The organism is Vibrio sp. ER1A, from assembly GCF_000733315.1.
GTDB lineage: Bacteria > Pseudomonadota > Gammaproteobacteria > Enterobacterales > Vibrionaceae > Vibrio > Vibrio mediterranei.
Map to the genome: position 1 here is coordinate 309,918 of NZ_JPJA01000094.1, position 26,699 is coordinate 336,616.

The 26,699-nt window shown below is 43.6% G+C and carries 24 protein-coding genes; 8 read left to right on the forward strand and 16 right to left on the reverse strand.

Going from position 1 to position 26,699, the window contains the following annotated elements; genetic code table 11:
• Positions 1-7 precede the first annotated feature (7 nt).
• The gene (uspE, locus tag HW45_RS24635) at positions 8-952 is read left to right on the forward strand and encodes a universal stress protein UspE (RefSeq protein WP_038230544.1); all 945 of its coding nucleotides are present in this window, start codon (positions 8-10) and stop codon (positions 950-952) included.
• 185 nt (positions 953-1,137) lie between these two features.
• Here the strand turns inward: uspE and ttcA are convergent, their stop codons facing one another.
• From ttcA to HW45_RS24655, 4 genes are all read right to left on the reverse strand, one after another.
• On the reverse strand, positions 1,138-2,031 hold the full coding sequence (ttcA, locus tag HW45_RS24640) for a tRNA 2-thiocytidine(32) synthetase TtcA (protein WP_038230545.1): 894 nt from the start codon (positions 2,029-2,031) through the stop codon (positions 1,138-1,140).
• A 201-nt stretch (positions 2,032-2,232) separates the two neighbouring features.
• Positions 2,233-2,889: a DUF2987 domain-containing protein gene (locus HW45_RS24645; RefSeq protein ID WP_038230546.1), complete on the reverse strand. Its 657-nt coding sequence runs from the start codon at positions 2,887-2,889 to the stop codon at positions 2,233-2,235.
• Between the two features lie 3 nt (positions 2,890-2,892).
• Positions 2,893-3,690 (reverse strand): glucosaminidase domain-containing protein, encoded by a 798-nt coding sequence (locus HW45_RS24650; protein WP_038230548.1) that lies wholly within the window; start codon positions 3,688-3,690, stop codon positions 2,893-2,895.
• A complete protein-coding gene (locus HW45_RS24655; RefSeq protein ID WP_006074477.1) occupies positions 3,683-4,546 on the reverse strand; it encodes a hypothetical protein in 864 nt (287 codons plus the stop codon). The genes HW45_RS24650 and HW45_RS24655 overlap by 8 nt, the downstream gene beginning before the upstream one ends.
• A 336-nt stretch (positions 4,547-4,882) precedes the next feature.
• Between HW45_RS24655 and potA the strand changes: the two genes are divergently transcribed.
• From potA to HW45_RS24680, 5 genes are all read left to right on the forward strand, one after another.
• A complete protein-coding gene (gene potA, locus HW45_RS24660) occupies positions 4,883-5,998 on the forward strand; it encodes a spermidine/putrescine ABC transporter ATP-binding protein PotA (protein ID WP_038230549.1) in 1,116 nt (371 codons plus the stop codon).
• Positions 5,982-6,839, forward strand: a complete 858-nt coding sequence (potB, locus tag HW45_RS24665) for a spermidine/putrescine ABC transporter permease PotB (protein WP_006075155.1) — start codon at positions 5,982-5,984, stop codon at positions 6,837-6,839. The genes potA and potB overlap by 17 nt, the downstream gene beginning before the upstream one ends.
• Positions 6,839-7,609: a spermidine/putrescine ABC transporter permease PotC gene (gene potC / locus HW45_RS24670; protein WP_006075154.1), complete on the forward strand. Its 771-nt coding sequence runs from the start codon at positions 6,839-6,841 to the stop codon at positions 7,607-7,609. Before potB ends, potC begins: the two co-directional genes overlap by 1 nt.
• 103 nt (positions 7,610-7,712) lie before the next feature.
• Positions 7,713-8,747: an extracellular solute-binding protein gene (locus HW45_RS24675; protein ID WP_006075153.1), complete on the forward strand. Its 1,035-nt coding sequence runs from the start codon at positions 7,713-7,715 to the stop codon at positions 8,745-8,747.
• 239 nt (positions 8,748-8,986) lie between these two features.
• A complete protein-coding gene (locus tag HW45_RS24680; protein ID WP_006075152.1) occupies positions 8,987-10,024 on the forward strand; it encodes an extracellular solute-binding protein in 1,038 nt (345 codons plus the stop codon).
• 77 nt (positions 10,025-10,101) lie between these two features.
• Here HW45_RS24680 and cobB read toward each other — a convergent pair whose 3' ends face one another.
• The 11 genes from cobB to HW45_RS24735 all read right to left on the reverse strand — a co-directional run bounded on the left by cobB (position 10,102) and on the right by HW45_RS24735 (position 21,468).
• Positions 10,102-10,839 carry a Sir2 family NAD+-dependent deacetylase gene (cobB, locus tag HW45_RS24685; protein WP_038230551.1) on the reverse strand — a complete coding sequence of 246 codons (738 nt, stop codon included), beginning with the start codon at positions 10,837-10,839 and terminating at the stop codon, positions 10,102-10,104.
• A gap of 167 nt (positions 10,840-11,006) precedes the next feature.
• The gene (locus tag HW45_RS24690) at positions 11,007-12,227 is read right to left on the reverse strand and encodes an ammonium transporter (protein WP_038230553.1); all 1,221 of its coding nucleotides are present in this window, start codon (positions 12,225-12,227) and stop codon (positions 11,007-11,009) included.
• A gap of 335 nt (positions 12,228-12,562) precedes the next feature.
• The gene (locus tag HW45_RS24695) at positions 12,563-12,994 is read right to left on the reverse strand and encodes a membrane protein (protein WP_038230555.1); all 432 of its coding nucleotides are present in this window, start codon (positions 12,992-12,994) and stop codon (positions 12,563-12,565) included.
• A gap of 15 nt (positions 12,995-13,009) precedes the next feature.
• Complete coding sequence (locus HW45_RS24700; protein ID WP_038230674.1) at positions 13,010-14,086, reverse strand: formate dehydrogenase subunit gamma; 1,077 nt, start codon at positions 14,084-14,086, stop codon at positions 13,010-13,012.
• Between the two features lie 11 nt (positions 14,087-14,097).
• The gene (gene fdh3B / locus HW45_RS24705; protein ID WP_006075147.1) at positions 14,098-14,706 is read right to left on the reverse strand and encodes a formate dehydrogenase FDH3 subunit beta; all 609 of its coding nucleotides are present in this window, start codon (positions 14,704-14,706) and stop codon (positions 14,098-14,100) included.
• Positions 14,707-14,717: 11 nt separating this feature from the next.
• On the reverse strand, positions 14,718-17,573 hold the full coding sequence (locus tag HW45_RS24710; RefSeq protein ID WP_038230557.1) for a formate dehydrogenase subunit alpha: 2,856 nt from the start codon (positions 17,571-17,573) through the stop codon (positions 14,718-14,720).
• A gap of 9 nt (positions 17,574-17,582) precedes the next feature.
• Positions 17,583-17,801, reverse strand: a complete 219-nt coding sequence (locus HW45_RS24715) for a transcriptional initiation protein Tat (RefSeq protein ID WP_006075145.1) — start codon at positions 17,799-17,801, stop codon at positions 17,583-17,585.
• A 56-nt stretch (positions 17,802-17,857) separates the two neighbouring features.
• A complete protein-coding gene (locus HW45_RS24720; protein WP_038230559.1) occupies positions 17,858-18,481 on the reverse strand; it encodes a TorD/DmsD family molecular chaperone in 624 nt (207 codons plus the stop codon).
• 12 nt (positions 18,482-18,493) lie between these two features.
• The gene (locus HW45_RS24725) at positions 18,494-20,155 is read right to left on the reverse strand and encodes a 4Fe-4S dicluster domain-containing protein (protein ID WP_038230561.1); all 1,662 of its coding nucleotides are present in this window, start codon (positions 20,153-20,155) and stop codon (positions 18,494-18,496) included.
• A gap of 256 nt (positions 20,156-20,411) precedes the next feature.
• On the reverse strand, positions 20,412-20,987 hold the full coding sequence (locus HW45_RS24730; protein WP_051868352.1) for a DUF3306 domain-containing protein: 576 nt from the start codon (positions 20,985-20,987) through the stop codon (positions 20,412-20,414).
• On the reverse strand, positions 20,977-21,468 hold the full coding sequence (locus HW45_RS24735; protein ID WP_051868355.1) for a DUF3305 domain-containing protein: 492 nt from the start codon (positions 21,466-21,468) through the stop codon (positions 20,977-20,979). Before HW45_RS24735 ends, HW45_RS24730 begins: the two co-directional genes overlap by 11 nt.
• Before the next feature lie 103 nt (positions 21,469-21,571).
• On the opposite strand from HW45_RS24735, the gene HW45_RS24740 reads away from it, so the two are divergent.
• Complete coding sequence (locus HW45_RS24740; protein ID WP_038230562.1) at positions 21,572-22,402, forward strand: formate dehydrogenase accessory sulfurtransferase FdhD; 831 nt, start codon at positions 21,572-21,574, stop codon at positions 22,400-22,402.
• Positions 22,403-22,519: 117 nt separating this feature from the next.
• Here the strand turns inward: HW45_RS24740 and HW45_RS24745 are convergent, their stop codons facing one another.
• The gene (locus tag HW45_RS24745; protein ID WP_038230565.1) at positions 22,520-24,106 is read right to left on the reverse strand and encodes an ABC-F family ATPase; all 1,587 of its coding nucleotides are present in this window, start codon (positions 24,104-24,106) and stop codon (positions 22,520-22,522) included.
• A gap of 248 nt (positions 24,107-24,354) precedes the next feature.
• Between HW45_RS24745 and HW45_RS24750 the strand changes: the two genes are divergently transcribed.
• Positions 24,355-26,697, forward strand: a complete 2,343-nt coding sequence (locus tag HW45_RS24750; RefSeq protein ID WP_038230567.1) for an ATP-binding protein — start codon at positions 24,355-24,357, stop codon at positions 26,695-26,697.
• Positions 26,698-26,699 lie beyond the last annotated feature (2 nt).

Consider the following 26,699-nt stretch of genomic DNA (forward strand, 5'->3'; position numbering starts at 1 on the left):
AGTATCTATGAGCATTTACAGTAAAATCCTCGTCGTTGCGAACCTCAATAGCGATGAGCAACCTGCCCTTGCTCGTGCGGTTCAACTTGCTAAGAAGAGTAAATCCAGAAGCCATATTTCGTTCTTCTTATCTATCTACGACTTTTCCTACGATATGACATCCATGCTTTCGCATGAAGAGCGTGACGCAATGCGACGCGGTGTGATTCAACAACGTGAAGAGTGGATGCGCAATGTTGCCAAACAGTTTATCGATGACAGTTTTGATTTCGATGTGAAAGTTGTTTGGCACAATCGCCCTTATGTCGCCATCGTAGAAGAAGTGTTTGAGGGAAGGCACGATATTGTCATTAAAGCGACGCGTAAACATGACATCTTAGAGTCTGTCATTTTCACTCCGACAGATTGGCACCTATTAAGAAAATGCCCAGTGCCTGTATTATTGGTTAAAAATTCAGACTGGCCAGAACACGCTAACATTATCGCATCAGTGCATGTTGGCTCTGAAAACCCAACCCATATCGATCTTAATGATTGTATGGTCAAACAGCTTGATAGTTTAACTGAACGCCTTGGTGCTACGGGTTATTTGGTTAACGCCTACCCCGTCACCCCAGCAAATATTACCATTGAGCTTCCTGAGTTCGATCCTGCAACCTACACCGATGCAGTTCGTGGTCATCATTTGACAGCGATGAAAGCTCTAAGGCAAAAGCACGGTTATTCAGAAGAGCATACTATTGTTGAACAAGGCTTGCCGGAAGATATCATCCCTGATGTATCACGTCAGCTTGATGCAGGTATGGTCATACTTGGTACTACTGGACGTACGGGTTTATCTGCGGTGTTCATCGGCAATACGGCTGAACATGTGATTGATAAGATAAACTGCGACGTAATGGCATTGAAACCTGAAGGTTACATCAGCCCCTTAGATCCAAGCCAAGCCTGATAGTTCTACTAGTAGGGCTTCCCGTAGTGCGTCCCCTTGCGCTGGCAAGGGTCTACTTGAAACGGACATTGAGCCCTTAAGGATATTCTGGATTGGGACTGTATAGAGATATAAATTCAGAATGACTACTACAGAGAAGAAAACGCCCCTTTAACGAGGGGCGTTATTTTAATTAGATTTCGCAACTAAACGTTGGTTACATCAATAAACATCGACTCATCGATATTAGTTGAAGAAACAGTCGCTTCGCTAAAGTCATAGGCTTCTCGTTCCCCTTCACGATCAAGAGGGAGGTTGACGAAGTCAAATAACTCACGATCAGCTAACTGGCTCGGGCTAACATTTTGAATCGATTTGAAGATGCTCTCTACACGCCCTGGAGTTTTCTTATCCCAATCGATCAGCATGGCCTTGATTGATTGACGCTGTAAGTTTTCTTGTGACCCACATAGGTTACAAGGAATAATAGGAAACTCTTTGTGCTCTGCGTAGCGAATCAAATCTTTCTCACGGCAGTACGTCAACGGACGAATAACAACGTTACGACCATCGTCTGAACGCAGTTTTGGTGGCATTGCTTTTAGACGGGAACCATGGAACATATTTAGGAACATGGTTTCTACGATGTCATCTAAATGGTGACCCAATGCAATTTTTGTTGCGCCAATCTTCTCAGCGAAAGAGTATAGCGTGCCGCGACGTAATCGAGAGCATAAACCACATGTTGTTTTGCCTTCAGGGATCTTCTCTTTCACTACTGAGTAGGTGTCTTTATCCACAATGTAATATGGAATGTTTAGTGTCTCAAAGTAGTCAGGCAAAATATGCTCAGGAAACCCTGGCTGTTTTTGATCTAAGTTTACGGCCACAACATCAAACTTGATAGGCGCTGCTTTTTGAAGATTTAGCAGGATATCGAGCATCGCAAATGAGTCTTTGCCACCACTAATACACGCCATTACAACATCGTTCTCTTCTATCATGTTGTAATCTATGATCGCGTTTCCAACATTTCTTCTAAGGCGCTTTTGAAGTTTGTTGAATTCTAGGGTTTCTTTTCTTGTATCTAATTGGGTCATCGCGGGCTCTCACATTGCCGACAGATGTCGACGGTTGGATTTCCTATCAAGGGTTTATCTGGGGCGTGGATTATACGAGCTTTTTTGCCATTATTAAATGGTTGTTTCAAGTTGAGTTGTACTGAGCGGATTTACAAGTGGGTTTGTAGCATAAAGAAGGATTCAATCCTCTCAGGTAAAGAGGATTGAATATTTAGAAGCTTATTTAGCTGCTGGTAGATATGGCAGTACACGCAGTGTCTGTGCTGGAAGCGTGATATAGCCATTTTCGCCAATATCCGCTAGTTTGACTTGTGCTTTCCCATTCTCAATCGGTTGTACTTTACCATTAGAAAAAGCGATTGAGCCAGATACGTCAGATGCAAACTCAAGTGTCACTCCTTCTACGTCAGGAGTAAACCAACTTGCAAACATGCCACCTAAGTCTTCTAACATAGTCTGCATTTGAGGCAGTAAGTTATTTATTTCACTGTAAGAGACTTCTCCCGATAAAGGCTGTTTGGTCAGTACTACCATAGAGAAATCACATCGCTTGTCCTGCGGCGTATGCACAAACACCAACGGGTTGGCTTGCTTTAGATTACTGTCTAGAGGAACGAGTAATTCATTCGCAGCGCTCGTTTGAAGATCTTCATAATGTTCTTCTTTCTCCATCCAAGCTTTTTCGATTGTACAAAGTGATTTGTTATTTGCATCAACAAAGAAAAAGCCGACTTTCACATCTTCATGGCCGTCTTTGGCATTATTCTTCATTTGTGAATAAAGCTTTGAGTAGGTAAACATGTATTCTTGAGCTAACGTAGGCAGCGTAAATGTGCTCGCGGCCAATCCCAAAAGGGCTAGATTTATTACTTTCATAAGTTATTGTTTTTGTGTCCAGAATTCTTCATTATGACGAATCATTGCTTGCAGGTCTTTGACGTATGCCTCACCTCGCTCTGAGTAACGCAATAATCCGTTAGTCATTTCCAATGCAGCGGTTTCCGTTCGCGGATCTTGCCCTTTGTCTCTTATGTTGGCACGAATCTCTCTCAGTTCTTGGTAAGCACGATTACGGTTAACGTTCATAAAGTAACCATGAATTGACCCTTGCGGGGAATCAAACTTTGCAACTTCGTGTGTTTTCCCTTCACTTCTTTGTAAAGGAACCAGCCCACAACCTTTGCTATAGCACCACTGACCAAAGTAATTATTGGCCTCTTTAGCAAATCGAGAAGTGCCCCAAGCTGATTCATTTGCCGCTTGAGTAAGTACAAGAGCTTCAGGAAGGACATCGACCCTGTGCAACATGTCTTCAAGCCATTCTAAAGTCACTTCTGTAGGTTCGAGCGAATACAGCCTTCCTAATCGTTTAGCGGTCTCAATTTGTTCTGAGCTTAGTGAATTCTCTTGTTCTAGCGCCGTTTTCATATCCAACAATCGTTTGCGCTCTTTCTGTACACGTGCATTTTCTATTTCGACACCCGGACGCAAGTAATCAAAGAAGGTTTTCTTTTTGGTGCGCGTATCGGTAATTGTAGCTGTGTCAGGCTTGGATTCAGAAATCGGCGTTAACTTCGAATCTAGTTGCTCAGTGTCATCCTGTTTTTCATAGAAAAATAAAAAAGCGCTCCCCGACAGGAGAGCGATAATTGAAAGAATTTTGCGTGACTTACGCATCAAATACCTCTGGATTCTTATTTGGCTTGTCATCGTTTCTCGGAGGTGGTGGCGTATTGTCATCGTTATCACGATGATCCGAGTCGTCATTTGAGCCGCTGTCATCTTGAGACGCCACAATTTTCAGTTTGATGCCAAACATCTCTCGGTAAAGGATTCCCTTTACATGGAAGAAGAATGGCAAAACAAAAATTAGACCGATTCCGTAGAACATGGCCCCTGCAATAAACATCAATACTAACAGAATGTAAATTCCTGCTAGTACGAATATCTTTTTATTGACTGCTCGTAATGAAAGTAAAAGCGACTGCAATGGCGGAACTTTCTTTTCACAAATAAGCAGAATCGATTGGCTGAAAGCTAACGACAAATACATAGACAAGAACGGCAGGATCATACTAACCATCCCTTGTAGTACTAGGCTAAACAGAGTTGCAATAATCACTGGGACAGTAAACTGCAGACCTTTTGCAATGTGACGTGGCTTTGTAGTGAGTCCGGCAGCGTGGCTCATTGCCATTAACGAGATACCTGCATAAACCGGTGCACTTACTACTTCATAACTGAAGTTGGCGACAAATATGGCTTGAAAAATTTGTTCGTTCAAAAGAGATGGATCTTGGAACGCTTGTAAGATCACTGACGGGTCGCCAAGTTGCAATTGCAGCGCTATATAGAAGATTCCTAACTGCACAAAAATCAGTGCGATAATAGCAGGAGAGAAAGACATAAAATGCTTGGTGGTTTGCTTCCAAGCTTCTTGAAACACCGCTCCGGCTTTAAGTTCATACTGGCCGGACACCGCGCGCTCAATGCTTCCACCTAGATTGAAGTCTCTTTCAAAATCGTTTTTCATAGTATTTCCAAGTTACATCCACATCGCGAATGTGTAATTTCTTCGTTGAAAAGGCTGCGCCATTATAGCGGGAACAACAATGTATTATCACTGTTATAACCTTGCTTTCTTGTCTTTTTGGATGATAATTAACCACTTGATAAGGCGAAAATTTCGACTCAGTAAGTTCTTAACTTAGTATGGTAAATAATCTTTAGTTTTACCTGCAAAATTTTTTCTGTTTCGAGGTAAGAAAATGCTTTGAATTCACTCAATTGGTGATTATGATGCGCGCCTTAAATGTGTATAGCAACCGGCCAATTATAAAATTTCGGCCAAGGTGGAGAAAAACAGACGTTGAACGCTAAACATTCAGTAGGAACACCAGTAGTACAGCTATCAGGTGTAAGTAAAAGTTTCGATGGTAAGGAAATCATCGCGAATCTTAACTTAAACGTTAATCATGGTGAGTTTCTCACTATTTTGGGTCCTTCGGGCTGTGGTAAAACTACCGTACTTCGAATGATTGCTGGTTTTGAAACGGTTGATAATGGCCGAATTACCCTAGCTGACCAAGATGTAACGGACGTCCCTGCTGAACAGAGGCATGTAAACACCGTTTTTCAGAGCTACGCCCTATTCCCTCATATGACCGTGTTTGAAAACGTGGCATTTGGTTTGCGCATGCAGAAAGTACCTAACGCAGAAGTTGAACCACGTGTTCTCGAAGCGCTAAAAATGGTACGTCTTGAAAAGATGGCACAACGTAAGCCGCATCAGCTATCTGGTGGACAGCAACAGCGTATCGCTATAGCTCGAGCAGTTGTTAACAAACCAAAAGTATTGCTTCTCGACGAATCGTTATCTGCTCTTGATTACAAACTGCGTAAGCAAATGCAGATCGAGCTTAAACAGCTACAACGTCAGTTAGGTATTACCTTTATTTTCGTTACCCACGACCAAGAAGAAGCGTTGTCAATGTCTGACCGTATTATCGTAATGCGTGATGGTGTGATTGAACAAGACGGTTCGCCTCGCGAAATCTATGAAGAGCCTAAAAACCTGTTCGTAGCGCGCTTCATTGGCGAAATTAACGTGTTTAACGCTATTGCTCGCGAGAGAATTGATGACAAGCGCATCAAAGCAGAGATCGAAGGTCAAGAGAGCATCGTCTATTACGACAAAGCGTTTGAAGCAGGAGAAAAGCTTCAAGTTCTTTTGCGTCCTGAAGATTTGCGCATTGAAGAGATTAAAGAATCTGAGAATAAAGGTATCGTTGGTCACGTTGCAGAGCGTACTTATAAAGGTATGACTTTAGATTCAGTTATCGAACTAGAATCAGGTATGCGTGTCATGGTCAGCGAATTCTTTAACGAAGATGATCCTGATGTTGACCACTCGTTAGGTCAAAAAGTGGCGGTAACTTGGGTAGAGAGCTGGGAAGTGGTGCTAAAAGATGAGCAAGAGATTTAATTTACAAAACGCCATCATCACTCTGATCGTTAGCTGGTTGGTACTGTTTGTACTCATTCCTAACGTGATGATCATTGGCACCAGTTTCTTAACCCGAGACGAAGCCAACCTCATTGAGATGACGTTTACGTTAGACAACTACGCAAGACTGTTGGACCCACTTTATGCCAAGGTGTTGTTCCATTCATTCTACATGGCGATAGTTGCAACTTTGATTTGCTTAGTCATTGGCTATCCGTTCGCGTATATCGTCGCAAAGATGCCTGAGAAATGGCGTCCGTTTATGTTGTTCCTGGTCATCGTACCTTTTTGGACTAACTCTTTGATCCGTACTTACGGCTTGAAGATTGTGCTCGGTACACAAGGTATCTTGAACAAAAGCTTATTGGCATTAGATATTATCGACAAACCGCTACGCATCATGTACACCGAAACAGCAGTTATGATCGGCCTAGTATATATTCTGTTGCCATTTATGATTTTGCCGCTCTACTCCGCAATCGAAAAACTCGATGGCACATACATTGAGGCTGCAAAAGATTTAGGTGCTAACAAATGGCAAACGCTAACGAAAGTTATTTTGCCGCTCACTATGCCTGGCATTATTGGTGGCTGCTTGCTAGTTCTGTTGCCAGCACTTGGTATGTTCTATATCGCTGACCTACTTGGCGGTGCGAAGAACTTACTAATTGGTAACGTTATTAAGAGTCAGATTTTGAATGCACGTGATTGGCCGTTTGGTGCTGCGACGAGTATCGCTCTTACCGCTGCGATGGCAGTAATGTTGTACGCCTACTACCGAGCAGGCAAGCTCTTGAATCGTAAAGTGGAGCTAGAATAATGGGACGCGTAGTTAGATTTAGTTTTATGTCGGTAGTTTATGCGTTCTTATATCTACCGATCATCGTATTGATTGCCAACTCGTTCAATGCCAATAAATTTGGTATGAAATGGGGAGGTTGGACAACAAAGTGGTATCACGCTTTAGTCAACAACGACAGCTTAATGCAGGCAGCATGGCATTCACTTAATGTGGCTGTGTTTTCTGCAACTGCAGCTACGATAATTGGTAGCTTAACCGCAGTTGCCCTCTTCCGTTACCAGTTTAAAGGTAAAGGTGCGGTTAGTGGACTGCTGTTCATTGTCATGATGTCTCCTGACATTGTTATGGCAATCTCATTGTTGGCTATTTTCCTAGTATTGGGGGCACAACTTGGCTTCTTTAGCTTGTTAATTGCGCATATTACATTCTGTCTTCCTTTTGTTGTTGTCACTGTTTACAGCCGACTAAAGGGATTCGATGTAAAAATGCTTGAAGCTGCGAAAGACTTAGGTGCGGGTGAATGGACAATCCTGAAACAGATAATCCTGCCTCTTGCTAAACCTGCTGTTGCCGCTGGTTGGTTGTTGTCATTTACGCTTTCATTAGATGACGTTATTGTCAGCTCGTTTGTAACAGGCCCGACATACGAAATCCTACCGTTGAAGATCTACTCAATGGTAAAAGTGGGTATTTCGCCAGAGGTGAATGCACTGGCCACCATTATGTTAATTGTCTCTCTAATTCTTGTTGTTGCCTCGCAACTGCTTGCTAGAGAGAAAGTGAAATAAATCAGTAAAATCGCTATTTTATTTGCGGGAGCAGAATGGCGTCGACATTCTGCTCTTTTTCTATCTATGCCTTCGGGCAGCGTTTGTTTTGGAGCTAACGTCAATGAAAAAATGGGCTACTTTATTAGCTGGTAGTGCATGTGCACTCTCTCTACTTTCAGGAGCAGCGAGTGCTAAAGATGATCAAGAATTAGTATTTATGAACTGGGGGCCGTATATCAATAGCAGCATCCTAGAACAATTTACTAAAGAAACTGGCATTAAAGTGATCTACTCAACTTATGAGTCGAACGAAACTTTATATGCAAAGCTAAAAACGCATAACAAGGGTTACGACTTAGTTGTTCCTTCAACCTACTTCGTAGCGAAAATGCGCGATGAAGGTATGCTACAGAAAATTGACAAATCAAAGCTGTCGAATTTCAGCAACCTAGATTCTAACTACTTGGATAAGCCATACGACCCTAATAATGACTACTCTATTCCACACGTAGTTGCGATTACAGGTTTAGCGGTCAATACAGACATGTATGACCCAGAAGAGTTTACTAGCTGGGCTGACCTTTGGAAACCGGAGCTAGAAGGTCAATTGATGCTTATGGATGATACTCGTGAAGTATTCCATATTGCTTTACGTAAACTTGGTTACTCGGGTAACACCACGGATAAAGCACAGATCGACGAGGCGTACACCGAATTACAAAAACTGATGCCAAACGTATTGGTATTTAACTCTGATAACCCAGGTGCACCATACATGTCTGGCGAAGTTGGTGTTGGTATGCTTTGGAACGGTTCAGCCGCTGCAGCGCAAAACGAAGGACTTCCAATCAAGCTTGTATTCCCTAAAGAAGGTGGCATTGGTTGGGTAGACAATTTCGCAATTAGCTCTGGAGCGAGAAACGTCGAAGCGGCTCATAAGATGATAGATTTCTTGCTGCGTCCTGAAATTGCTGAACAAATTTCTCGAGATACTGGTTACTTAACAGCCGTTAAAGCATCGAATGAAAAGTTCAAGGACAGCCCTGCTCTATTCCCTTCTCAAGAAGACTTAGATCGAGTTGAATGGCAAGACGCTGTTGGTGATAAAACTGTGGTTTATGAAGATTATTTCTTGAAGCTCAAAGCTGGTCAGTAACTCATAGCGAAATTGACAAAAAGGTGGCATTTGCCACCTTTTTTCATGATTGAGCTGCTATATCATTCTAAACGTTTAATTTTTGTAAATTCCTACATAGAGTATTCAATCATTGACTGATATAATGTTGTGATGCGCATCAAATAATGATGGCGTGCAAAGTAATATAGGAACCCCTACTTTCCTATATTGTCATGTCTCCTAGAGACTCTTTGTCTACCAATACAAACGGAAAAGTAATGAAAAGCAAATTGTATGCAGGCGCACTTTGTGCGGCGACTCTTCTCACTACCCCGGCGTTTGCAGCCAACGAAGAACTTTACTTCTACAACTGGTCTGAATACATTCCTAGCGAAGTACTAGAAGACTTTACCAAAGAAACTGGTATCAAAGTCATCTACTCTACTTATGAATCCAACGAAAGCATGTACGCTAAGCTAAAGACCCAAGGTTCAGGTTACGATCTTGTCGTACCATCGACCTACTTCGTGTCTAAGATGCGTAAAGAAGGCATGCTTCAAGAGATTGATAAAGAAAAACTTACTCACTTCAAAGATTTGGATCCTAATTATTTAGACAAACCTTTTGATCCAGATAACAAATACTCAATCCCTTATATCTGGGGTGCAACCGGTATTGGTATCAATACTGACATGCTTGATAAATCAGCAGTAAGCTCTTGGGATGACCTTTGGGATCCTCAGTGGGAAGGCCAGTTGATGATGATGGATGACTCTCGTGAAGTATTCCATATTGCATTGACTAAATTAGGTTATTCACCGAATACTACAAATCCAGACGAAATCAAAGCAGCGTACGAAGAACTAAGAAAGCTAGTACCAAACGTTTTGGTGTTTAACTCTGATTTCCCTGCTAACCCGTACCTTGCTGGTGAAGTGTCACTTGGCATGCTGTGGAACGGTTCTGCGTACATGGCCCGTCAAGAAGGCGCGTCAATTGATATTGTTTGGCCGGAGAAAGGTGCAATTTTCTGGATGGACAGTCTTGCTATCCCTTCAGGTGCCAAAAACGTTGATGCTGCACACAAGATGATCGACTTCTTATTGCGTCCAGAAAATGCAGCGAAAATTGCTTTAGAGATTGGCTATCCGACTCCAGTTAAGACGGCTTATCCTCTACTTCCTAAAGAGTTTGCTAACGATCCAAACGTGTTCCCACCACAAGAAGTGATGGATTCAGGTACATGGCAAGATGAAGTTGGCGAAGCTGGTGCGCTGTACGAAGAGTACTTCCAAAAGCTAAAAGTAGACAACTAAGCACAGTTATTTCAATGAATAATAAAATAGCCCTCAAGTACGAGGGCTATTTTTATGTAAGTCGACAATCGATGACCTTATGAAGCCGCCTTATCCTCGGTCTGTAACGCTAAAATCTCTCTGACGAGTTTTGGCACTTCTATGCTTGCCTTGCCATAGCGCTTCTCTTCAAACTCACTTTGAACCGCACTAGGTTCTAAGTTAATTTCAATCGTATGCGCGCCATGCATTTTTGCGTCATGGACAAAACCTGCTGCAGGATAAACTACCCCAGAGGTTCCTATAGATATGAACAAGTCTGCTTTTTCTAATGCCGCATAGATATCACCCATTTTTAACGGCATTTCGCCAAACCAAACTATATGAGGGCGCATTTGAGATGGAATCTGGCAACAATGGCATAGATCACCCGTCTCGATGTCATTGACCATTTCGACGACCTGTCCAGACTCAGAGCAGCGAGCACGAAGCAACTCTCCGTGCATATGGATGATATTCTCACTGCCGCCACGCTCATGAAGGTTATCGATGTTTTGTGTGATAACCGTTACTGTCCCCTCTAACTGCCTTTCTAGCTCCCCAAGAGCAATATGAGCCGCATTAGGTCGGATATCGGTTTGTTGAAGCTTCTGACGTCGTTGATTGTAGAAGCTTTGGACTAACTCTGGGTTTCTCGCAAATCCTTCAGGGGTCGCTACATCTTCGATGCGATGATTTTCCCAAAGTCCATCTTGTGCACGAAAAGTCTGTATTCCTGATTCTGCCGAAATACCTGCCCCGGTTAAAACGACAACATTTTTATAGGGAAACTTCATAAACACTCCTTGTGCTGACTTATCGTTGTTTTAATAAGAGTAACACGGAAGCAATAACAACAGTAGTTTTGGGGATTAGACCATAGTCTAAATTTACTTAGATTCAGTAAGTTAGATAGTTGGAATATGATGAGCACCCAAGTATTTCTTCGGGTGCTCTTAGGTACTTAGTCTTCGTTAGTGGCGGATATTCTGTGGATCGCCAGATCAGCTCCGTTAAATTCATCTTCTTCAGAAAGTCGTAACCCGGCGACTTTATCCAGAATGCCATATACTATACCTGCACCGATTACCGCAACGACTACGCCCGCGACCGTGCCAATAAGCTGAGAAGCGAAACTAACGCCCCCTAACCCGCCCAAAGCTTGCTGTCCAAATATCCCAGCAGCAATACCACCCCATACACCGCAAAGCCCATGCAAAGGCCACACGCCTAATACATCGTCGATCTTAGTTTTATTCTGTAAGTAGGTGAACACCCAAACAAACAATGCTCCTGCAACTGAACCAGTAACTAGTGCGCCAATTGGATGCATCAAATCGGAACCTGCACAGATAGCCACTAAACCAGCTAACGGACCATTGTGGATAAAGCCAGGGTCATTTCTTCCGACAATTAGTGACGCCAAGATACCGCCCACCATCGCCATCAGCGAGTTCATAGCAACAAGGCCACTGATGCCTTCCAAAGTTTGCGCTGACATGACGTTAAAGCCAAACCAGCCAACACTAAGAATCCAAGCACCTAATGCTAAAAAAGGAATGTTAGAAGGTGCAAAGTTAGTATGCTTGCCTGCACGAACTCGTCCTTTGCGCATTCCTAAAAAGATAACCGCGACCAGCGCGATCCAACCACCGACGCCATGTACAACAACTGAACCAGCAAAGTCATGAAATCCGGCGCCAAAGCTCTGTTCTAACCAGTTTTGAAATCCGAAGTTACCGTTCCAAATCATACCTTCGAATAATGGATAGACGATACCAACCGTGAAAAAAGTGGCAAGAAGAATTGGGTAAAAACGAGCCCGCTCAGCAATACCACCAGAAACAATGGCTGGGATTGCTGCGGCAAATGTCAGTAAGAAAAAGAACTTCACTAGCTCGTATCCGTTGCCTTGTGACAATGTCTCCGCATCTGCAAAGAAAGTGCCCCCGTATGCAACCCAATAACCGATAAAAAAGTACGCGATTGCCGAGACACCAAAATCGGCGAGTATCTTTACCAAAGCGTTTACTTGGTTTTTATGGCGAACGGTTCCCACTTCTAGGAACGCAAAGCCTGCGTGCATTAAAAACACCATGATGGCGCCCAATAGTAAAAATAGTGTGTCTGAGCTTTGCGTTAGTGTTTGTACGGCTCCATGTACCTGCTCTACCGAAGTGGTCATGTACTAATTACTCCTTTGCAACGATTCAATCCATGTAATGCACAATATCTGTGCTTCTTATTCCTTTAAGCACACCAAAATAGGGAGCGCTAAAATCGAACGTTGTATAAGGCAATTAGCATTCCACTTATTGTCCAAACACAAAATAACGACTAAGTCATTGAATATCTGGATAAATACATATTTTCTAGTCAGTAAGGTAGGAAGCACGAGCTTTAAAATCGCACCAATATAGTGAAATAGCACCAAAATGGTACGCACTACTATGTAGCAATTTTGTTAAAGCAAGAAATGGGGGATAAAAGAAAAGCTCCTTAAAAAGGAGCTTTTCGACGTTATGGTAAGTGTTGTATAGGCTGTTCGTTATTACCAAATGTCATCGCGATATTTTGATTCAGCTTGCTCATTCCCATGAACATGCGAATGATCCACATAACAATCGCGACAGCGGCAAATAACATCCCAATGTAAGGAATGATATTTGCAATTTGGTCTATCCAACTGGCTTTGTACCAGTAGTTAGTCACACCTTTTAATACCCCGTTCGATGTTGCTACCGTTACGATTAAAACAACAAAGAAAGTTAGGTTTAAAAAGAACGTACGAATTAAACCATAATAGTGAGAGTTTACTACTTCGCAATCTTCACCTTTGTCTAAACGGTAACCTGCATAAATGATGGCAATCACGCCAGACAGTAACAAAGTAAACGGTGTAAAGAGGCTAAGAATGTAAGCTATCCAAATACCTTTATGTTGTTGGTGCATGTCTTAGTTCTCTCCTTAGCTCAGGTCGCTACTTGTTTTAGTATCGACATTTGGTGGTGACTTCTCTGACTCAGGTTTGGGGTTGTCCAGTTCATGTTTCACTTCCTCATACCAGAGATCATGGTGCTCTTTCGCCCACGTTTCATCAACTTCACCGGTTACCATACCTTCGAGTGCTCCCTCCATACCGAATAGGCCGATATAGATGTGGAATATAAAGCCACAGATTAGAATCAATGCCGCAAGCATATGGATTAGGTTTGACCACTCCATGTCTCGACGTGTTTGACCGAAGATAGGGAAATCTAGAATCAAACCACTAGCCGCAACTATCGCACCAACAATAATCAGCATCCAAAAGAGTATTTTCTCACCGCCATTGGAAAATCCGGCAGATGGATGACTACCTTTGTGCTTACCCGCCATTCCACCTAGTTTCATAAACCATTGCATATCCACCTTGGTGAAAATAGATTTACTCCACCATTTGATAAGTAGCGCAACGAGAAGTACAAGGAAAACTGGCCCCATATAATTGTGGTACTGTTTGGCTGTGTATACGGTCCAACCCCATAGATCAGTAGGCACATAAGGCTTCATAAAATGCTTACCATAGACCAACATAAGACCGCTGAACGCGAGAGTTAAGAAGACAAAAGCCATACTCCAATGAAGCGCTCTATCCATACGACTCCATCTTTGGAGCTTTCTGCCGGTTCTTACACCAGACAGCTTCATTGGCCCACCAATAAAATAGGCAAGCATCACCAAGGTAATACTTCCAAAGATAGCTACAGCTCCGGCTGGAGACATCCATTTTTCTTTCAAAATGTACCATGTCTCACCAGGCGTACTGATTAAAACCCCATGTTCAGGAGAAGCAGACGTTGTTGTACCTTCCACCCCTTCTTTCACATAACGCCAATAATCCGCACCCGCGAGTTGCGTCATCTCACCTCTAACGACTTGATTGCTTTTACTCTCTTCTGCTCTTACTCCAAACGACAGTACAAGCATCACTGCTGCCAATAAAGGCAGCAGTGAGAGAGCCAATTTTCTAAGCAAACCTTGTTCTTTAAACAAAATAGGCATAGAGCTCTCCATTAGCTTTTCGTTGCGTCGTAAGCCAGATCATTACCGTCAGTCCAGCCTGCATTCTTAGCACCGCGCTCTACAACACGTTGACGGAAAATATCAGACACTTTTTCTGCGTCACCCGCTAACAATGCTTTTGTTGAGCACAATTCAGCACACATTGGCAGCTTACCTTCAGCTATACGGTTAGCTCCGTATTTTGCGCGTTCCTCTTCAGAGTTGTCTTCTGTTTCAGGACCGCCAGCGCAGAATGTACATTTGTCCATCTTACCGCGCTCACCAAATGCTGCTTGTTTAGGGAATTGCGGTGCACCAAATGGACACGCAAATAAGCAATAACCACAACCGATACAAAGGTCTTTATTATGAAGTACGATGCCATCTTCAGTATGCTCAAAACAGTCTGCTGGACACACCGCCATACATGGCGCGTCTGTACAGTGCATACAAGCAACCGAAATCGAGTTTTCACCAGGTAGGCCGTCGTTTAATGTTACAACGCGTCTACGTTGGATGCCCCACTCAAGTGCATCATCGTTTTCGTTTTTACATGCAGTGACACAGCCGTTACATTCAATACAACGCTTGGTGTCACATAGGAATTTCATTCTAGCCATTTTATGACTCCTTACGCTTTCGTGATGTTACAGAGAGTGACTTTAGTTTCTTGCATCTGAGTCACCGGATCATAACCATAGGTTGTTGCAGTATTCGCTGCTTCACCTATGACGTAAGGGTCACAACCTTCTGGGTATTTAGAACGAAGATCTTCACCTTGGAACTTACCGCCGAAGTGGAAAGGAATAAACGCCAAACCTGGTTTCACACGAGGTGTCACCATCGCCTTGACTTTGATTCGTCCTTTCTCTGCACCTTCAACCCATACCATGTCACCATCTTTAAAACCGATGTCATTGGCATCTTTAGGGTTAACCTCAACAAACATTTCACGTTGTAGTTCAGCTAGCCAAGGATTTGAACGCGTTTCTTCACCACCACCTTCGTATTCAACCAGACGCCCAGAAGTCAGTACGATTGGGTACTCTCCGGATTTGTCCTGATCCTGAATCGACTTATACATGGTTGGTAGACGGTAGATTGATTCACTGTCATCCCATGTTGGGTAGTCAACAACTAGATCACGTCTTGGCGTATAAAGCGGCTCTCGGTGTAAGGGAACACGGTCAGGGAACGTCCAGACAATTGTACGAGCTTTAGCATTACCAAATGGCATACAACCATGCTTAATCGCGACGCGCTGGATACCACCTGATAGGTCGGTCTTCCAGTTCTTGCCTTCTGCAGCGGCTTGCTCTTCTGGTGTTAGATCGCCCCACCAACCCAATTGTTTAATGAGCTTGTCGCTGAACTCTGGATAGCCATCCTCAAGTTCACAGCCTAGCGAGTAGCTGTCTTCCGCAAGCAAGCTCTTACCTTCGAATTCCACACCAAAGCGAGCACGGAAGTTACCACCACCTTGCGCCACAGGTTTCGAAGTATCATAAAGAATATGAGTACCTGGGTGTTTCATCTCAGGTGTACCCCAACATGGCCATGGAAGGCCGTAGGTTTCACCATTGATAGGACCGCCTTCGGCTTCCAATGAGGTTTTGTGGAACGTATGCCAGTTTTGTTGATGCAGTTTCAAACGCTCTGGGCTTTGACCGGTATAGCCAATGGTCCACATGCCTTTGTTGAATTCACGTGTAATGTCTTCAATGTTTGGCTGGTTATTTTCGACTTTAATGTTCTTGAATAACTGCTGTTCAAAACCAAGCTTCTTAGTCAGAAGGTACATGATCTCATGGTCAGGTTTGGAGTCGAACAGAGGTTCAATGACTTGGTCACGCCACTGAAGTGAACGGTTTGATGCTGTTACTGAACCGTGAGTTTCAAACTGAGTCGTTGCTGGCAGAAGATACACGCCATCAGTACGGTTATTCATAACCGCAGCGTGTGTTGGATATGGGTCAACAATAACCATCATGTCGAGTTTTTGCATTGCTTTTTGCATCTCAACACCACGAGTTTGCGAGTTAACCGCATGACCCCAGTAGAACATTGCGCGAATATTATCGTTTTGCTCGATGTTGTCTTTGTTTTCAAGAACACCATCAATCCAACGAGAAACAGGAATACCCATGTTGTTCATCGGTTTCTTGCCGCGATATTCGTTTTGGTCAAAACGTTCTTTGATCCACTCGTAGTCAACATCCCATACTTTAGCCCAGTGTTTCCATGAGCCGTCTGCTAGACCGTAATAGCCAGGTAGCGTATGAGATAGCACACCAAGGTCTGTTGCACCTTGAACGTTATCGTGACCACGGAAGATATTGGCACCACCGCCAGAACGGCCGATATTACCTAACGCTAACTCCAGAACACAGTAAGCACGAGTATTGTTGTTACCCGTCGTATGTTGAGTACCACCCATACACCAAATGATGCTTCCTGGACGGTTTTCAGACAGGATCTTCGCAGCTTTGTAGACATCTGCTTCACTCACACCTGTTACACGTTCGACTTCTTTTGGATTCCATTTCGCGACTTCCGTACGGATTTCGTCCATACCAAATACACGTTGGCGAATAAACTCTTTGTCTTCCCAGTTGTTCTCAAAGACATGCCACAAAATACCCCAGATGAACGCTACGTCGGTACCCGGACGCAGTGAGCAATAATGATCAGATTTTGCAGCCGTTCGGGTTCGACGAGGATCCGCAACCACAATCTTACATCCATTCTTTTCTTTGGCGATCAGAATGTGCTGCATTGCAACAGGGTGTGCTTCAGCTGGATTAGAACCAATGAACAGCATGGATTTACAGTTATGCATGTCATTGAAAGAGTTCGTCATCGCACCGTAACCCCAAGTGTTTGCAACACCCGATACAGTTGTAGAGTGACAAATACGGGCTTGGTGGTCGACGTTATTCGTACCCCAAAGCGATGCCATCTTTCTGAACATATAGGCTTGTTCATTGTTGTGCTTGGCACTGCCCAACCAATAAACCGAGTCAGGGCCCGACTCTTTGCGGATCTCAAGGACCTTGTTACCAATCTGTTCGATAGCCTCTTCCCAAGAGAGCTTTTTCCACTTACCGCCTTCCAAAACCATTGGGTATTTTAGACGACGTTCGCCATGTCCGTGCTCACGCAAAGCAGCGCCTTTCGCACAGTGACCGCCGGCGTTAAAAGGGTGATCAAAAGCTGGTTCTTGACCGGTCCAAACGCCATTTTGAACTTCTGCGTATACACCGCAACCTACCGAGCAGTGAGAACAGATAGTACGTTTTACTTCTGTTTTCGCATCGATTGGCACTTCTTTCGCTTCAGCTTTTTTAATCATTCCTGGCGCAAACGTGTAGGCACCTGCTGCTAAACCACCAGCTGCAATGGATGAATTACGCATGAAAGCTCGGCGGCTTAGACCTAACTTGTTTTCATTTTTGCTGACGCTCTCGGAGCGTTTGGTCAATTTCATGAGATGCTCCTAGAGTGTGTCGTAATAGTCTTTGACGTGTTGCGTTTCACGATAACCACTTTTGTCTTGGTCATCCTGCTTAACATCAACAAGTTCAGTATTTGTTGCTGCTTTCGCAGTGCCAGAAATTACGGCTCCGGCTACAGCCGCTGTCGTCAATCCCTTTAAGAGATTTCTGCGACCTTCATTAAGTTGTGGCTGTTCGCCGTTTTGTTTTGCTTTGCTCATATATTGCTCCCTGAGTGGATGCCTATCCGTGAGATGGCATCTCTAGTTCGCGGACATTACTTCGTGGTTATGTTCTTAACGTCTATCTTCATTTTCGTCTGCGTAGAGCTTATGCTTTCAGCATATTTCACCTGCTCCACATCGAAAAACGCTTCCATAAGTGTAGAAACAGCTCGGTAAAACTGCGCACTTTTTGCGCAATCTATCTGTCTACACAAATCTTGATACCAAGGAGAAAGGTGCTTATTGAAAAACGTCTTCGCTTGCTCTTCTTGGTTTTGACTGATCAAATACGCCATCACTTCACTGATTGCTGAGATATGATCTTCCGGCTCTTTGACGGATTCATCTCGCTCCAAACCCAGTTGATTTAGGTCGTGTCTAATTAGTGCTAAAGGCTTCTCCATCAAAGAACCTGTCAGGTGCCAAGAGGCGAAAGGGACAACCTCACCTCTTCCTACTCCTATAAACAAATCTTGATATTCATCTTCTAGAGCACTGACTTCAGCTTTTTGAGCGGCTTTAGAAAGCAGTTCCCAAGCCGCGGTCATTTGATTGATCCCAACTTCGATTTCTAAGGATGATAGAAAATCGATCGTTTCACGTTCTGGTGCTCCACGACAAAGCGTTGAGATAAGTAAATAAATGTCACTTCTAAGCTCGTTGTATTCGTTATCCATTGACATTTCTTCCTAGTATTTCAGTTGCTCAGATGGGTTTTCTGCCATGCTTTCAAACACATCGACCACTCGGCAGTCTTCACACATAGCAATACGTCTTAATGATTCTTCATTATCAAAATGCGAGTGACCGCGTAACTTTTCTTGTAGCATGGTTATCATGGATTGAGGTGCAAATGGTTTACCGCAACGCAGGCATTCGGCCGCTTTTTCTTCATGAAGCGCCACAGCTGAGCGGCGGGATTCACTGTCCCAATTGATACGTTGGGTCAACGACAGAGCAGATTCAGGACAGGCTTTTTCACACATGCCACACTGAATACAATCTTGCTCTATAAAGTCTAAGGCTGGTCGATCACCATCGTTGTGTAATGCTTTTGTTGGGCACACGGCCACACAGGCCATACATAACGTACATTTGTCTGTGGCACACTCTACAGTGCCGTATGGTGCGGTCGTTGGTAGTGGCAAGATGCTCTGTTCGACTTGGCGCTGTTCTACTAAGGCATCAAGAGCGTGGTACAAACGCGCCCTTTTATCACCTTGAATATCACCGAGTCTAAGACCAAGGTCTTCTTCAGTAAGAGTCGGAAGCCCTTCTCTTAAAGACTCAAGATAAAGAATGTCGATGGTTTCACGGGCCAAACCCAAACTATCAAGTAGTTGCTGAGCCATACCCACTTCGCGATTTAACACCGTTTGAATCGTTTCTGGCATATGCTTACTAGCAGCAAATAGCACTTGTGTTGCGCCATTTACCAAGGCTGCAAACCAAGTATCGATACCCACAGAAGGTAATTCTTCGACAACAACGGGAATTACATTGTCAGGAAGGACATTCAAGGCCATAACGTTGTAAGACTCGTGGCGAGAGCTGCAGATAAGGACAATCGCTTTCTCCCCACCTTGGTTATGGTAGTTAGCGAGTGTTCGTTCGATAAACTTCTGCGTCTCCTGTGGGGTTGGCAGCGCATAGTGAATGGCTTCGGTTGGACAAGCGGTTGCACAAGTTCCAACGCCTTGGCATAGGTAAGGGTTAATTTCGATCTTATGGCCGATCTTATCATTACCTTCACTACTTAATGCACCTGCTGGACAGGCATCCACGCAACGCTCGCAGCCTTTTACGCCTCGAGAGCTATGCGCGCACAAATCCGTATTAAGTCGAAAGAACTTTGGCTTATCGAACGTACCCATTAGCCCTGGTATTTCCTCCAGAGCGTCAGCAAGTTTAGGATACCCGCGCCCCACTGGATAATAACCCGGGACAGGCACTTCTTCCGACATACAGCCATTCAGAGATAAGTCCAGAACCACATCAAACACATCACGGCCAATAGAGACTTCAGCAAGATTAACCGCTGATTGATTATTTTGAATGTGGACACTGAAGGTTCCGAGAAACCCGGAAATTTCGATACTATCGGCGTAATAGAGATTACCGTTGTCCGATGGCTCTCCATCCGTCGATAACAAAGTGACTGAATGCATGGTTGACAGCTGCTCAGCGGTACTTGTTATGATGGCAGTAGGACCAACGATTAATGTATCACCGTGACTTTCATAACTCACGGTAGGTGGTATGAGATTCGACAATTCAACGGTATTTTCAAACGCGAAACTTCTGGCGCGCCCATTTTGAGTCGTCGATTGTTGTAATAGTTGTTTTATCATTGCTTGCTTCCAGTGCAGGAGTCTTGACGCTCCATAGCTATTGGTTTTATATGAACCATATATCACTGCTTGCAATATCTGTTCCAACTCATACAAAAGCCAAATTTACTGATTTATTAGTAAATTAGCTTAAATACCATCGGGAAAATTAGGGAGAAATGTCGCGTGAGACAAAATGTCTCATTTGGTGAGAAAATATTATGAGACAAAATGTACCTATATTTTGTGTGGTAAATTTTGTCTCATAATCAATTGATTACGAAGCCTTGTCATTTGGTTCGTGGTCATCAAAACCTTGGTTGTCGAAATAATCTGCATCCGCCTCAGACTTCTTTATATCATCCTGCCCTTCAGTTTCGATGTCTTTGTGGCCTTGTTCAGGTTGAGCTGAAGCAACTGGTTCTTCAGGCTCTGTCTCATCCGCCACATTTTTTATCCAGCCACGCAATGTTTCAGCCACATCAGACGCCAACGGTTTTACCGCTGAATAATCATGGTCATAATCGTTGAGTCCATCTACAACATTATATTCAGGACTCATGAACATCTTACGCAGTGCTGCCTTTTTGACAGCTTTATCTACCTCTGGATTAGCCAGTAATTGAGAGACTGAAAGCTCTTCGGGTTTCTCAGGAACCTCAGAATCGAGTGACTTTTCACCTTCCGAACTGCACTCTTCATGTTCTGCTTGCTCTCGCTCAACTTCTGACTCTACGTTACCCTCAGCGACCGCATCAGCTTCATTGCTTTCTGGCAATGCGTCGAGCTCTAATTCGTCTTTATTCTCGTCGAGCTTGCGCTGCGACCAACGTGATAGAAAACTACTGGCCACTTGAACGCCCCGCTCCTTTACGCTTTTTACGTCTCACTTCCAATAACTCTCCATGACGACCTATGAAAGCTTCCATCCAAGCTTGAATGGGTAATGGTATTGGTTTTGACAACACAAGATAATCACCGTCCATAAATGAGCCAGCAACTGCTTGTGAAGCCGTAACCATAATTGGCGTTAAACTGGTTTCCTCATGTGAATCTAAAACAACGAACAACATTGGATTTTGCGAGCTCAAGTTAAATCGGTAATCAGTACGCTCGTCGCGATAAAGCTCCAAAGTGGCATGAGGCTTGCTGATATCTGTAACTTCTAATTTAAATCCATCGAGTTCTCGCTGTGTTGTCGTCCAGCGACCCACTTGTTTTTCAACGATGGAAAGTTCGATTTGTAGCGGCCATTGATGCTCGTTTTTCTCGACAATCAGACCGTCTACCAAAGAATCTTGGTTAGGAATGGATTCAGGTGATTCTGGATGCATTTCATGTCCCTAATTTTAGCGTTTGGTATTTGCTTACTTAATCAATCTTAGCAATAATCAAGCCAATAGCCTCATGCTAGCGACCAACAAAAAGGATAAACGCGTGGTTAAACCCAACATTATTAGAACAAGCGAAAATCCCCTACAGACCATTGAAGTCGATGTCTATGACGAATATGGAGAAAAGCTAACCAAACAGATTGCCTGTGAACGACCTCTCACCGTCATGTTGAACTGGAAAGAGATCGTCACGCTTATGACTCTTGGCTCAAGACCAGATTCATTAGTTCTGGGGTATCTGAAAAACCAAGGTTTCTTGTCTGACCCTGATGCCATTGAATCATTGATCATCGACTGGGAAACTCACTCTGCTGCCGTCATTACTAAAGAAAACACCGACTTCCTCGATGAAGCGTTGAAGAAAAAAACCGTCACTTCAGGTTGTGGTCAAGGCACCATGTACGGCAATGTGATGAAACAGCTCGAAGGTTATCAAGTTCCGCAAACGCCTCTAAAGCAGTCGCAAATCTACGCGACTCTTGAAGCACTTGCACACTACAACGACACCTACAAAAAAGCGGGGGCCGTTCACGGGTGTGCTATCTGTCAACAAGATAAAGTACTGTCTTTCGTTGAAGATGTTGGTCGACACAATGCCGTAGACACACTCGCTGGTGAAATGTGGATTAATCAAGAAACTGGTGAGGATAAGATTTTCTACACCACAGGACGTTTGACCTCAGAGATGGTTATCAAAGTGGCACAGATGGGTATTCCAGTCCTGTTATCTCGCTCTGGCGTAACTCAAATGGGCTTAGACCTTGCTAAACAATTTGGTATTACCACCATTGCTCGAGCTAAGGGATTACGCTTCCAAGTGTTTACTGGAGCGGAGAAGATTGAGTTTGATGTAAAAGGTGAGCAAGCACAATAGTTGCTTGAGGTATTAAAAAAGGAGTCCTAGGACTCCTTTTTGTTTGGTTCGAATGTCGCTATAAAATGTTCCTGTTTTACTTAGGAATAGCGACTCTGAGGTTAGTACTCTAGATGATTAAACACCGCGAGCTTTCAAGAACTCTTCGTATGTGCCTTTGAAATCCGAGATCTTGTTGTCTTTGATTTCGAGAATACGTGTCGCGATTGACGATACAAACTGACGGTCATGTGATACGAAAAACAGCGTACCTTTATAGTTTTCTAATGCTAAGTTCAATGACTCGATAGACTCCATATCCATATGGTTAGTTGGTTCATCCATCAGAAGCATGTTTGGCTTATGCATCATAAGTTTACCGAGTAACATACGACCTTGCTCACCACCAGACAGCACTTTTACTGACTTTTTAATGTCATCTTGGCCAAACAACATACGTCCTAAGAAACTACGTACCACTTGTTCATCATCGCCTTCTTGGCGCCACTGCCCCATCCAATCAGTCAGGTTCATGTCTTCTTCAAAATCATGAGCATGGTCTTGGGCGTAGTAACCGATATTGGCATTTTCTGACCATTTAAACTCACCCGTTTTCGGTTCAAGTTCACCGGCTAATGTATTAAGTAGCGTTGTTTTACCTACACCATTCTCACCGATGATTGCAACACGCTCGCCAACTTCAAAGATAGCGTTAAAGTCAGACCACAATACCTCTTCAAAACCATTAGATAGGTTTTCCACGTTCAAAGCATTTCTGAACAGCTCTTTCTCTTGATCAAAGCGGATAAATGGGTTTTGACGGCTTGACGCTTTCACTTCTTCTAACTGAATCTTATCGATTTGCTTAGCACGAGAAGTTGCTTGCTTCGCTTTCGATGCGTTAGCTGAGAAACGAGAAACGAACGTTTGTAAATCAGCAATTTGTGCTTTCTTCTTAGCGTTATCAGCTAACAGACGTTCACGAGCTTGTGTAGCAGCAAACATGTATTCATCATAGTTACCCGGATAAACACGTAACTCACCGTAATCCAAATCAGCCATATGTGTACACACGCTGTTTAAGAAGTGACGGTCGTGCGAAATGATAATCATGGTGCAATTACGTTGGTTAAGTACCTGCTCTAGCCAACGAATCGTATCCATATCCAGGTTGTTGGTTGGTTCGTCAAGTAGCATGATGTGCGGGTCTGCAAACAGCACTTGCGCCAATAGAACACGCAGCTTCCAACCTGGAGCAACTTCACTCATTAATCCAAAGTGTTGTTCTTCAGGAATACCAACCGCAAGTAGCAGTTCTCCTGCTTTTGCTTCCGCCATATAACCATCAAGCTCAGCAAATTGAACTTCAAGGTCCGCAACTTTCATCCCATCTTCTTCGCTCATTTCAGCTAAAGAATAAATACGGTCACGTTCTTGCTTGATGGCCCAAAGTTCTTTGTGACCCATAATAACAGTGTCTACAACCGTGAACTCTTCATAGGCGAATTGGTCCTGGTTTAGTTTTGCTACTCGCTCGTTAGGGTCGTAAGAAACGTTACCGCTTGTTGGCTCCAACTCGCCGCTCAAGATTTTCATGAATGTAGACTTACCACAGCCATTCGCGCCGATCAGACCATAACGGTTACCTTCGCCAAACTTGATAGAAATGTTTTCAAACAGTGGTTTAGCACCAAACTGTTGAGTGATATTTGCGGTTGATAGCACAAGCGTTACCTTTGAGATTAAACAAAACTGCGCAACCCTACAGTCTCTTGCCTTCAGATGCAAGTGACAACTGCATTCCCGGCCTATTGATGCGTAGGATTCTGGTGACTAGACGTGCATCTTTTTAGCTGTGAAGCAATATTCTCTATCTTTTTATCGGCTGTCACGTGCAGAGTGTGGCGACGCTAACTACACTAAATTAAGAATTTAAATAGTTACAACTAGTTACGAACAGTGGTGTGCTAATAATGATCAATAAATCTCTCTGGATAGCAGTGTTAACGCTTTGCCTTAGCTTTCCAGCCTCTGCACGATGGGATTACCAAGATGACGATAATCCTGTCTCCTCTGAAGACGCCCAATCACTGGCTACTGAAATCGCTGCGTTACCTGCGAAGTTATTCTTAACGCCTCAAGACAACAATAAGGTAAGACGTCTACTCGCTTATACGTTAGATCAACAAGATCGTGAAATCTTGTCTTACGATGAAGCACTTGCGGTGTTTCGCGATGATGTAACTGACGAACATTGGTTTGACGTTGAAACGCAATATCTCACACTTAACAGTTTGAGCCATAGTAAACAAACTTTGTTAGAACTCGCCTCAGACAAGACATTCGATCAACTCACCGGGTTCGGTCCAGATGGCGTAACTCAGTTTAAACAAGAGTGGCGTATTACCACTCTGAACGCCGAATACTTTATCTTCTTTCAGTTAAGAAGTTTGAAGACCCTGGTGACGGAGATATTTATCTCCCCTGTCCCCGTTATTTGGGTAGGTATCCAGGTATTCTTTATTTATTGCGTTCTAATGTGGTGGCTGACTAATCAAAGGCGATTATTTGATCAACTAAAATCGCATGTTGCATCTGTGGTAGGCAAGCCACCGATTTGGGTTCGATTTATCTGGTATCTTGGTCGTGCAAGTATAGCAATTGCTTGGTTGATCGCTATTACCGTCTCTTTACGTGTTCTTAGTAGCATCGAAGCGTTATCTCAACTGTCATATCTAGAGTTATTTACTTGGTGGATACTTGGAGGCTCTATTGCGATCTCCTTTATTTTGGAGTTTGTTCATCGCAATAGCTTCGCGACCAGTAAAGAGATCGTCGCACTACGACTTTCCACTGTTAGACGTTACGTTTGGAGCTTTATCGTTGCGGGTCTTGTATTGCAAATAGCGGCTCAAACTCTTGGCAAAGGAACAATTTATTACTGGATATCGAGCTTTTTTTCTTTGTGGTTCGCGTTGATTACCATCACGGTAATCGTAATGTGGAAAGATACTGTTTTTAGTTCGTTAGAGAAGATCTCCGAGAAGCCACTATGGGTGACATGGGCGACAAGTAAAAAAGATATATTTATAGTCGGCCTCATCGCCACCTCACTCGCGACGTTATGGATTGCACTGCATCACCTTAAAAACCGCCTTATTGGGCTCTTATCTCAATATACGGTATTCAATCAGGGACTCACCTACCTATTTAAAATAGAGGTCGCAAAACAAACCGGTAGCAGTGCAGACAGTAACCTAGTTCGAATTAAAGGAGATTCTGCGTTTGATTATGTCCTACCCGGCGATGATTTCAGTCCTTTAGTAGAATATGCCAAAGATGAATTTCAACAACTGTCAAAATACCTGCTCACCAATAGCCCTGCTATATGCGTCATCACTGGCGAACGAGGTGTTGGGGCAACTAGGCTTCTGAAGCAGGTATTGCATAAAGTAAAAAACGCTGAGCCAGTTTATGTAAACTGCCCTCTAGCAGGTTATAACCAGCTATTAATTCACTTTGCTGTAAGCATTGGATTGGAAGAAGACGCAAGCGAAATGAAAATCCTCAGTCATTTGCGTAAAAGCAATACCAATTATCTTATCGCAATTGATAACTGCCAAAGACTCGTAAAGCCCAAGGTGGGCGGACTCAACGATCTCATCCGCTTTACCAATTTACTGCGTCGTTCCAAAAAGAGCCATAGAGCGGTGTTTTCCATTGAGAAGGCTAGTTGGCGATTTGTTGATAGAGCCAGAGGTGAGCGTCTGCTTTTCGATTGGGTTGCATTTCTTCCTAAATGGTCAGAAGAGCAAATTGGCGCTTTGTTAGATAGCCGAATTAACCAAGGCCCCGAGCATAAGGTTGGCTTTGAAGGTCTTGTTGTGCCTAAGCAATGGGATAACGATAGTGAGTCTGAAGAAGATCGAGCGAAACAAGGTTTCTACCGTATTTTGTGGCATTACTCCGATGGCAACCCGACGGTTGCTTTGCGTTTCTTTAGGTTCTCACTACGACGAAATAAAGACACCGATGCCGTAGTAGTCCGCCTCTTTCATGCTCCTGAATCCGAAGAACTCGATAAAATGCCAAAACCGATGTTGGCCATACTACGCTCCATCGTTCAACTGGAAGCGGCTTCTCCTGAGGATGTGTCCGACTGCACCCAACTTACTATCTCTGAAGTTATTGGCACATTGCGTTATTTTCAAAGCCGAGGTTACATAGAGTGGAAAGAGGACAAGGCTCGTATTTCCGATCACTGGTTTAGACACATTACTAACGTGTTGGATCGCCAACATTTGCTGGTTAAATAGGA

Excerpts from the sequence above, each read along its gene's own strand:
- HW45_RS24655 (WP_006074477.1), bottom strand. The coding sequence starts at position 4,546 with ATGAAAAACGATTTTGAAAGAGACTTCAATCTAGGTGGAAGCATTGAG.
- HW45_RS24725 (WP_038230561.1), bottom strand. The coding sequence starts at position 20,155 with ATGATAAAACAACTATTACAACAATCGACGACTCAAAATGGGCGCGCC.
- HW45_RS24695 (WP_038230555.1), bottom strand. The coding sequence starts at position 12,994 with ATGCACCAACAACATAAAGGTATTTGGATAGCTTACATTCTTAGCCTC.
- cobB (WP_038230551.1), bottom strand. The coding sequence starts at position 10,839 with ATGAAGTTTCCCTATAAAAATGTTGTCGTTTTAACCGGGGCAGGTATT.
- HW45_RS24690 (WP_038230553.1), bottom strand. The coding sequence starts at position 12,227 with ATGACCACTTCGGTAGAGCAGGTACATGGAGCCGTACAAACACTAACG.
- HW45_RS24715 (WP_006075145.1), bottom strand. The coding sequence starts at position 17,801 with ATGAGCAAAGCAAAACAAAACGGCGAACAGCCACAACTTAATGAAGGT.
- fdh3B (WP_006075147.1), bottom strand. The coding sequence starts at position 14,706 with ATGGCTAGAATGAAATTCCTATGTGACACCAAGCGTTGTATTGAATGT.
- potC (WP_006075154.1), top strand. The coding sequence starts at position 6,839 with ATGGGACGCGTAGTTAGATTTAGTTTTATGTCGGTAGTTTATGCGTTC.
- ttcA (WP_038230545.1), bottom strand. The coding sequence starts at position 2,031 with ATGACCCAATTAGATACAAGAAAAGAAACCCTAGAATTCAACAAACTT.
- uspE (WP_038230544.1), top strand. The coding sequence starts at position 8 with ATGAGCATTTACAGTAAAATCCTCGTCGTTGCGAACCTCAATAGCGAT.
- HW45_RS24675 (WP_006075153.1), top strand. The coding sequence starts at position 7,713 with ATGAAAAAATGGGCTACTTTATTAGCTGGTAGTGCATGTGCACTCTCT.
- HW45_RS24750 (WP_038230567.1), top strand. The coding sequence starts at position 24,355 with ATGATCAATAAATCTCTCTGGATAGCAGTGTTAACGCTTTGCCTTAGC.
- HW45_RS24680 (WP_006075152.1), top strand. The coding sequence starts at position 8,987 with ATGAAAAGCAAATTGTATGCAGGCGCACTTTGTGCGGCGACTCTTCTC.
- HW45_RS24735 (WP_051868355.1), bottom strand. The coding sequence starts at position 21,468 with ATGCATCCAGAATCACCTGAATCCATTCCTAACCAAGATTCTTTGGTA.
- HW45_RS24710 (WP_038230557.1), bottom strand. The coding sequence starts at position 17,573 with ATGAAATTGACCAAACGCTCCGAGAGCGTCAGCAAAAATGAAAACAAG.
- HW45_RS24700 (WP_038230674.1), bottom strand. The coding sequence starts at position 14,086 with ATGCCTATTTTGTTTAAAGAACAAGGTTTGCTTAGAAAATTGGCTCTC.
- potB (WP_006075155.1), top strand. The coding sequence starts at position 5,982 with ATGAGCAAGAGATTTAATTTACAAAACGCCATCATCACTCTGATCGTT.
- HW45_RS24720 (WP_038230559.1), bottom strand. The coding sequence starts at position 18,481 with ATGGATAACGAATACAACGAGCTTAGAAGTGACATTTATTTACTTATC.
- HW45_RS24645 (WP_038230546.1), bottom strand. The coding sequence starts at position 2,889 with ATGAAAGTAATAAATCTAGCCCTTTTGGGATTGGCCGCGAGCACATTT.
- HW45_RS24650 (WP_038230548.1), bottom strand. The coding sequence starts at position 3,690 with ATGCGTAAGTCACGCAAAATTCTTTCAATTATCGCTCTCCTGTCGGGG.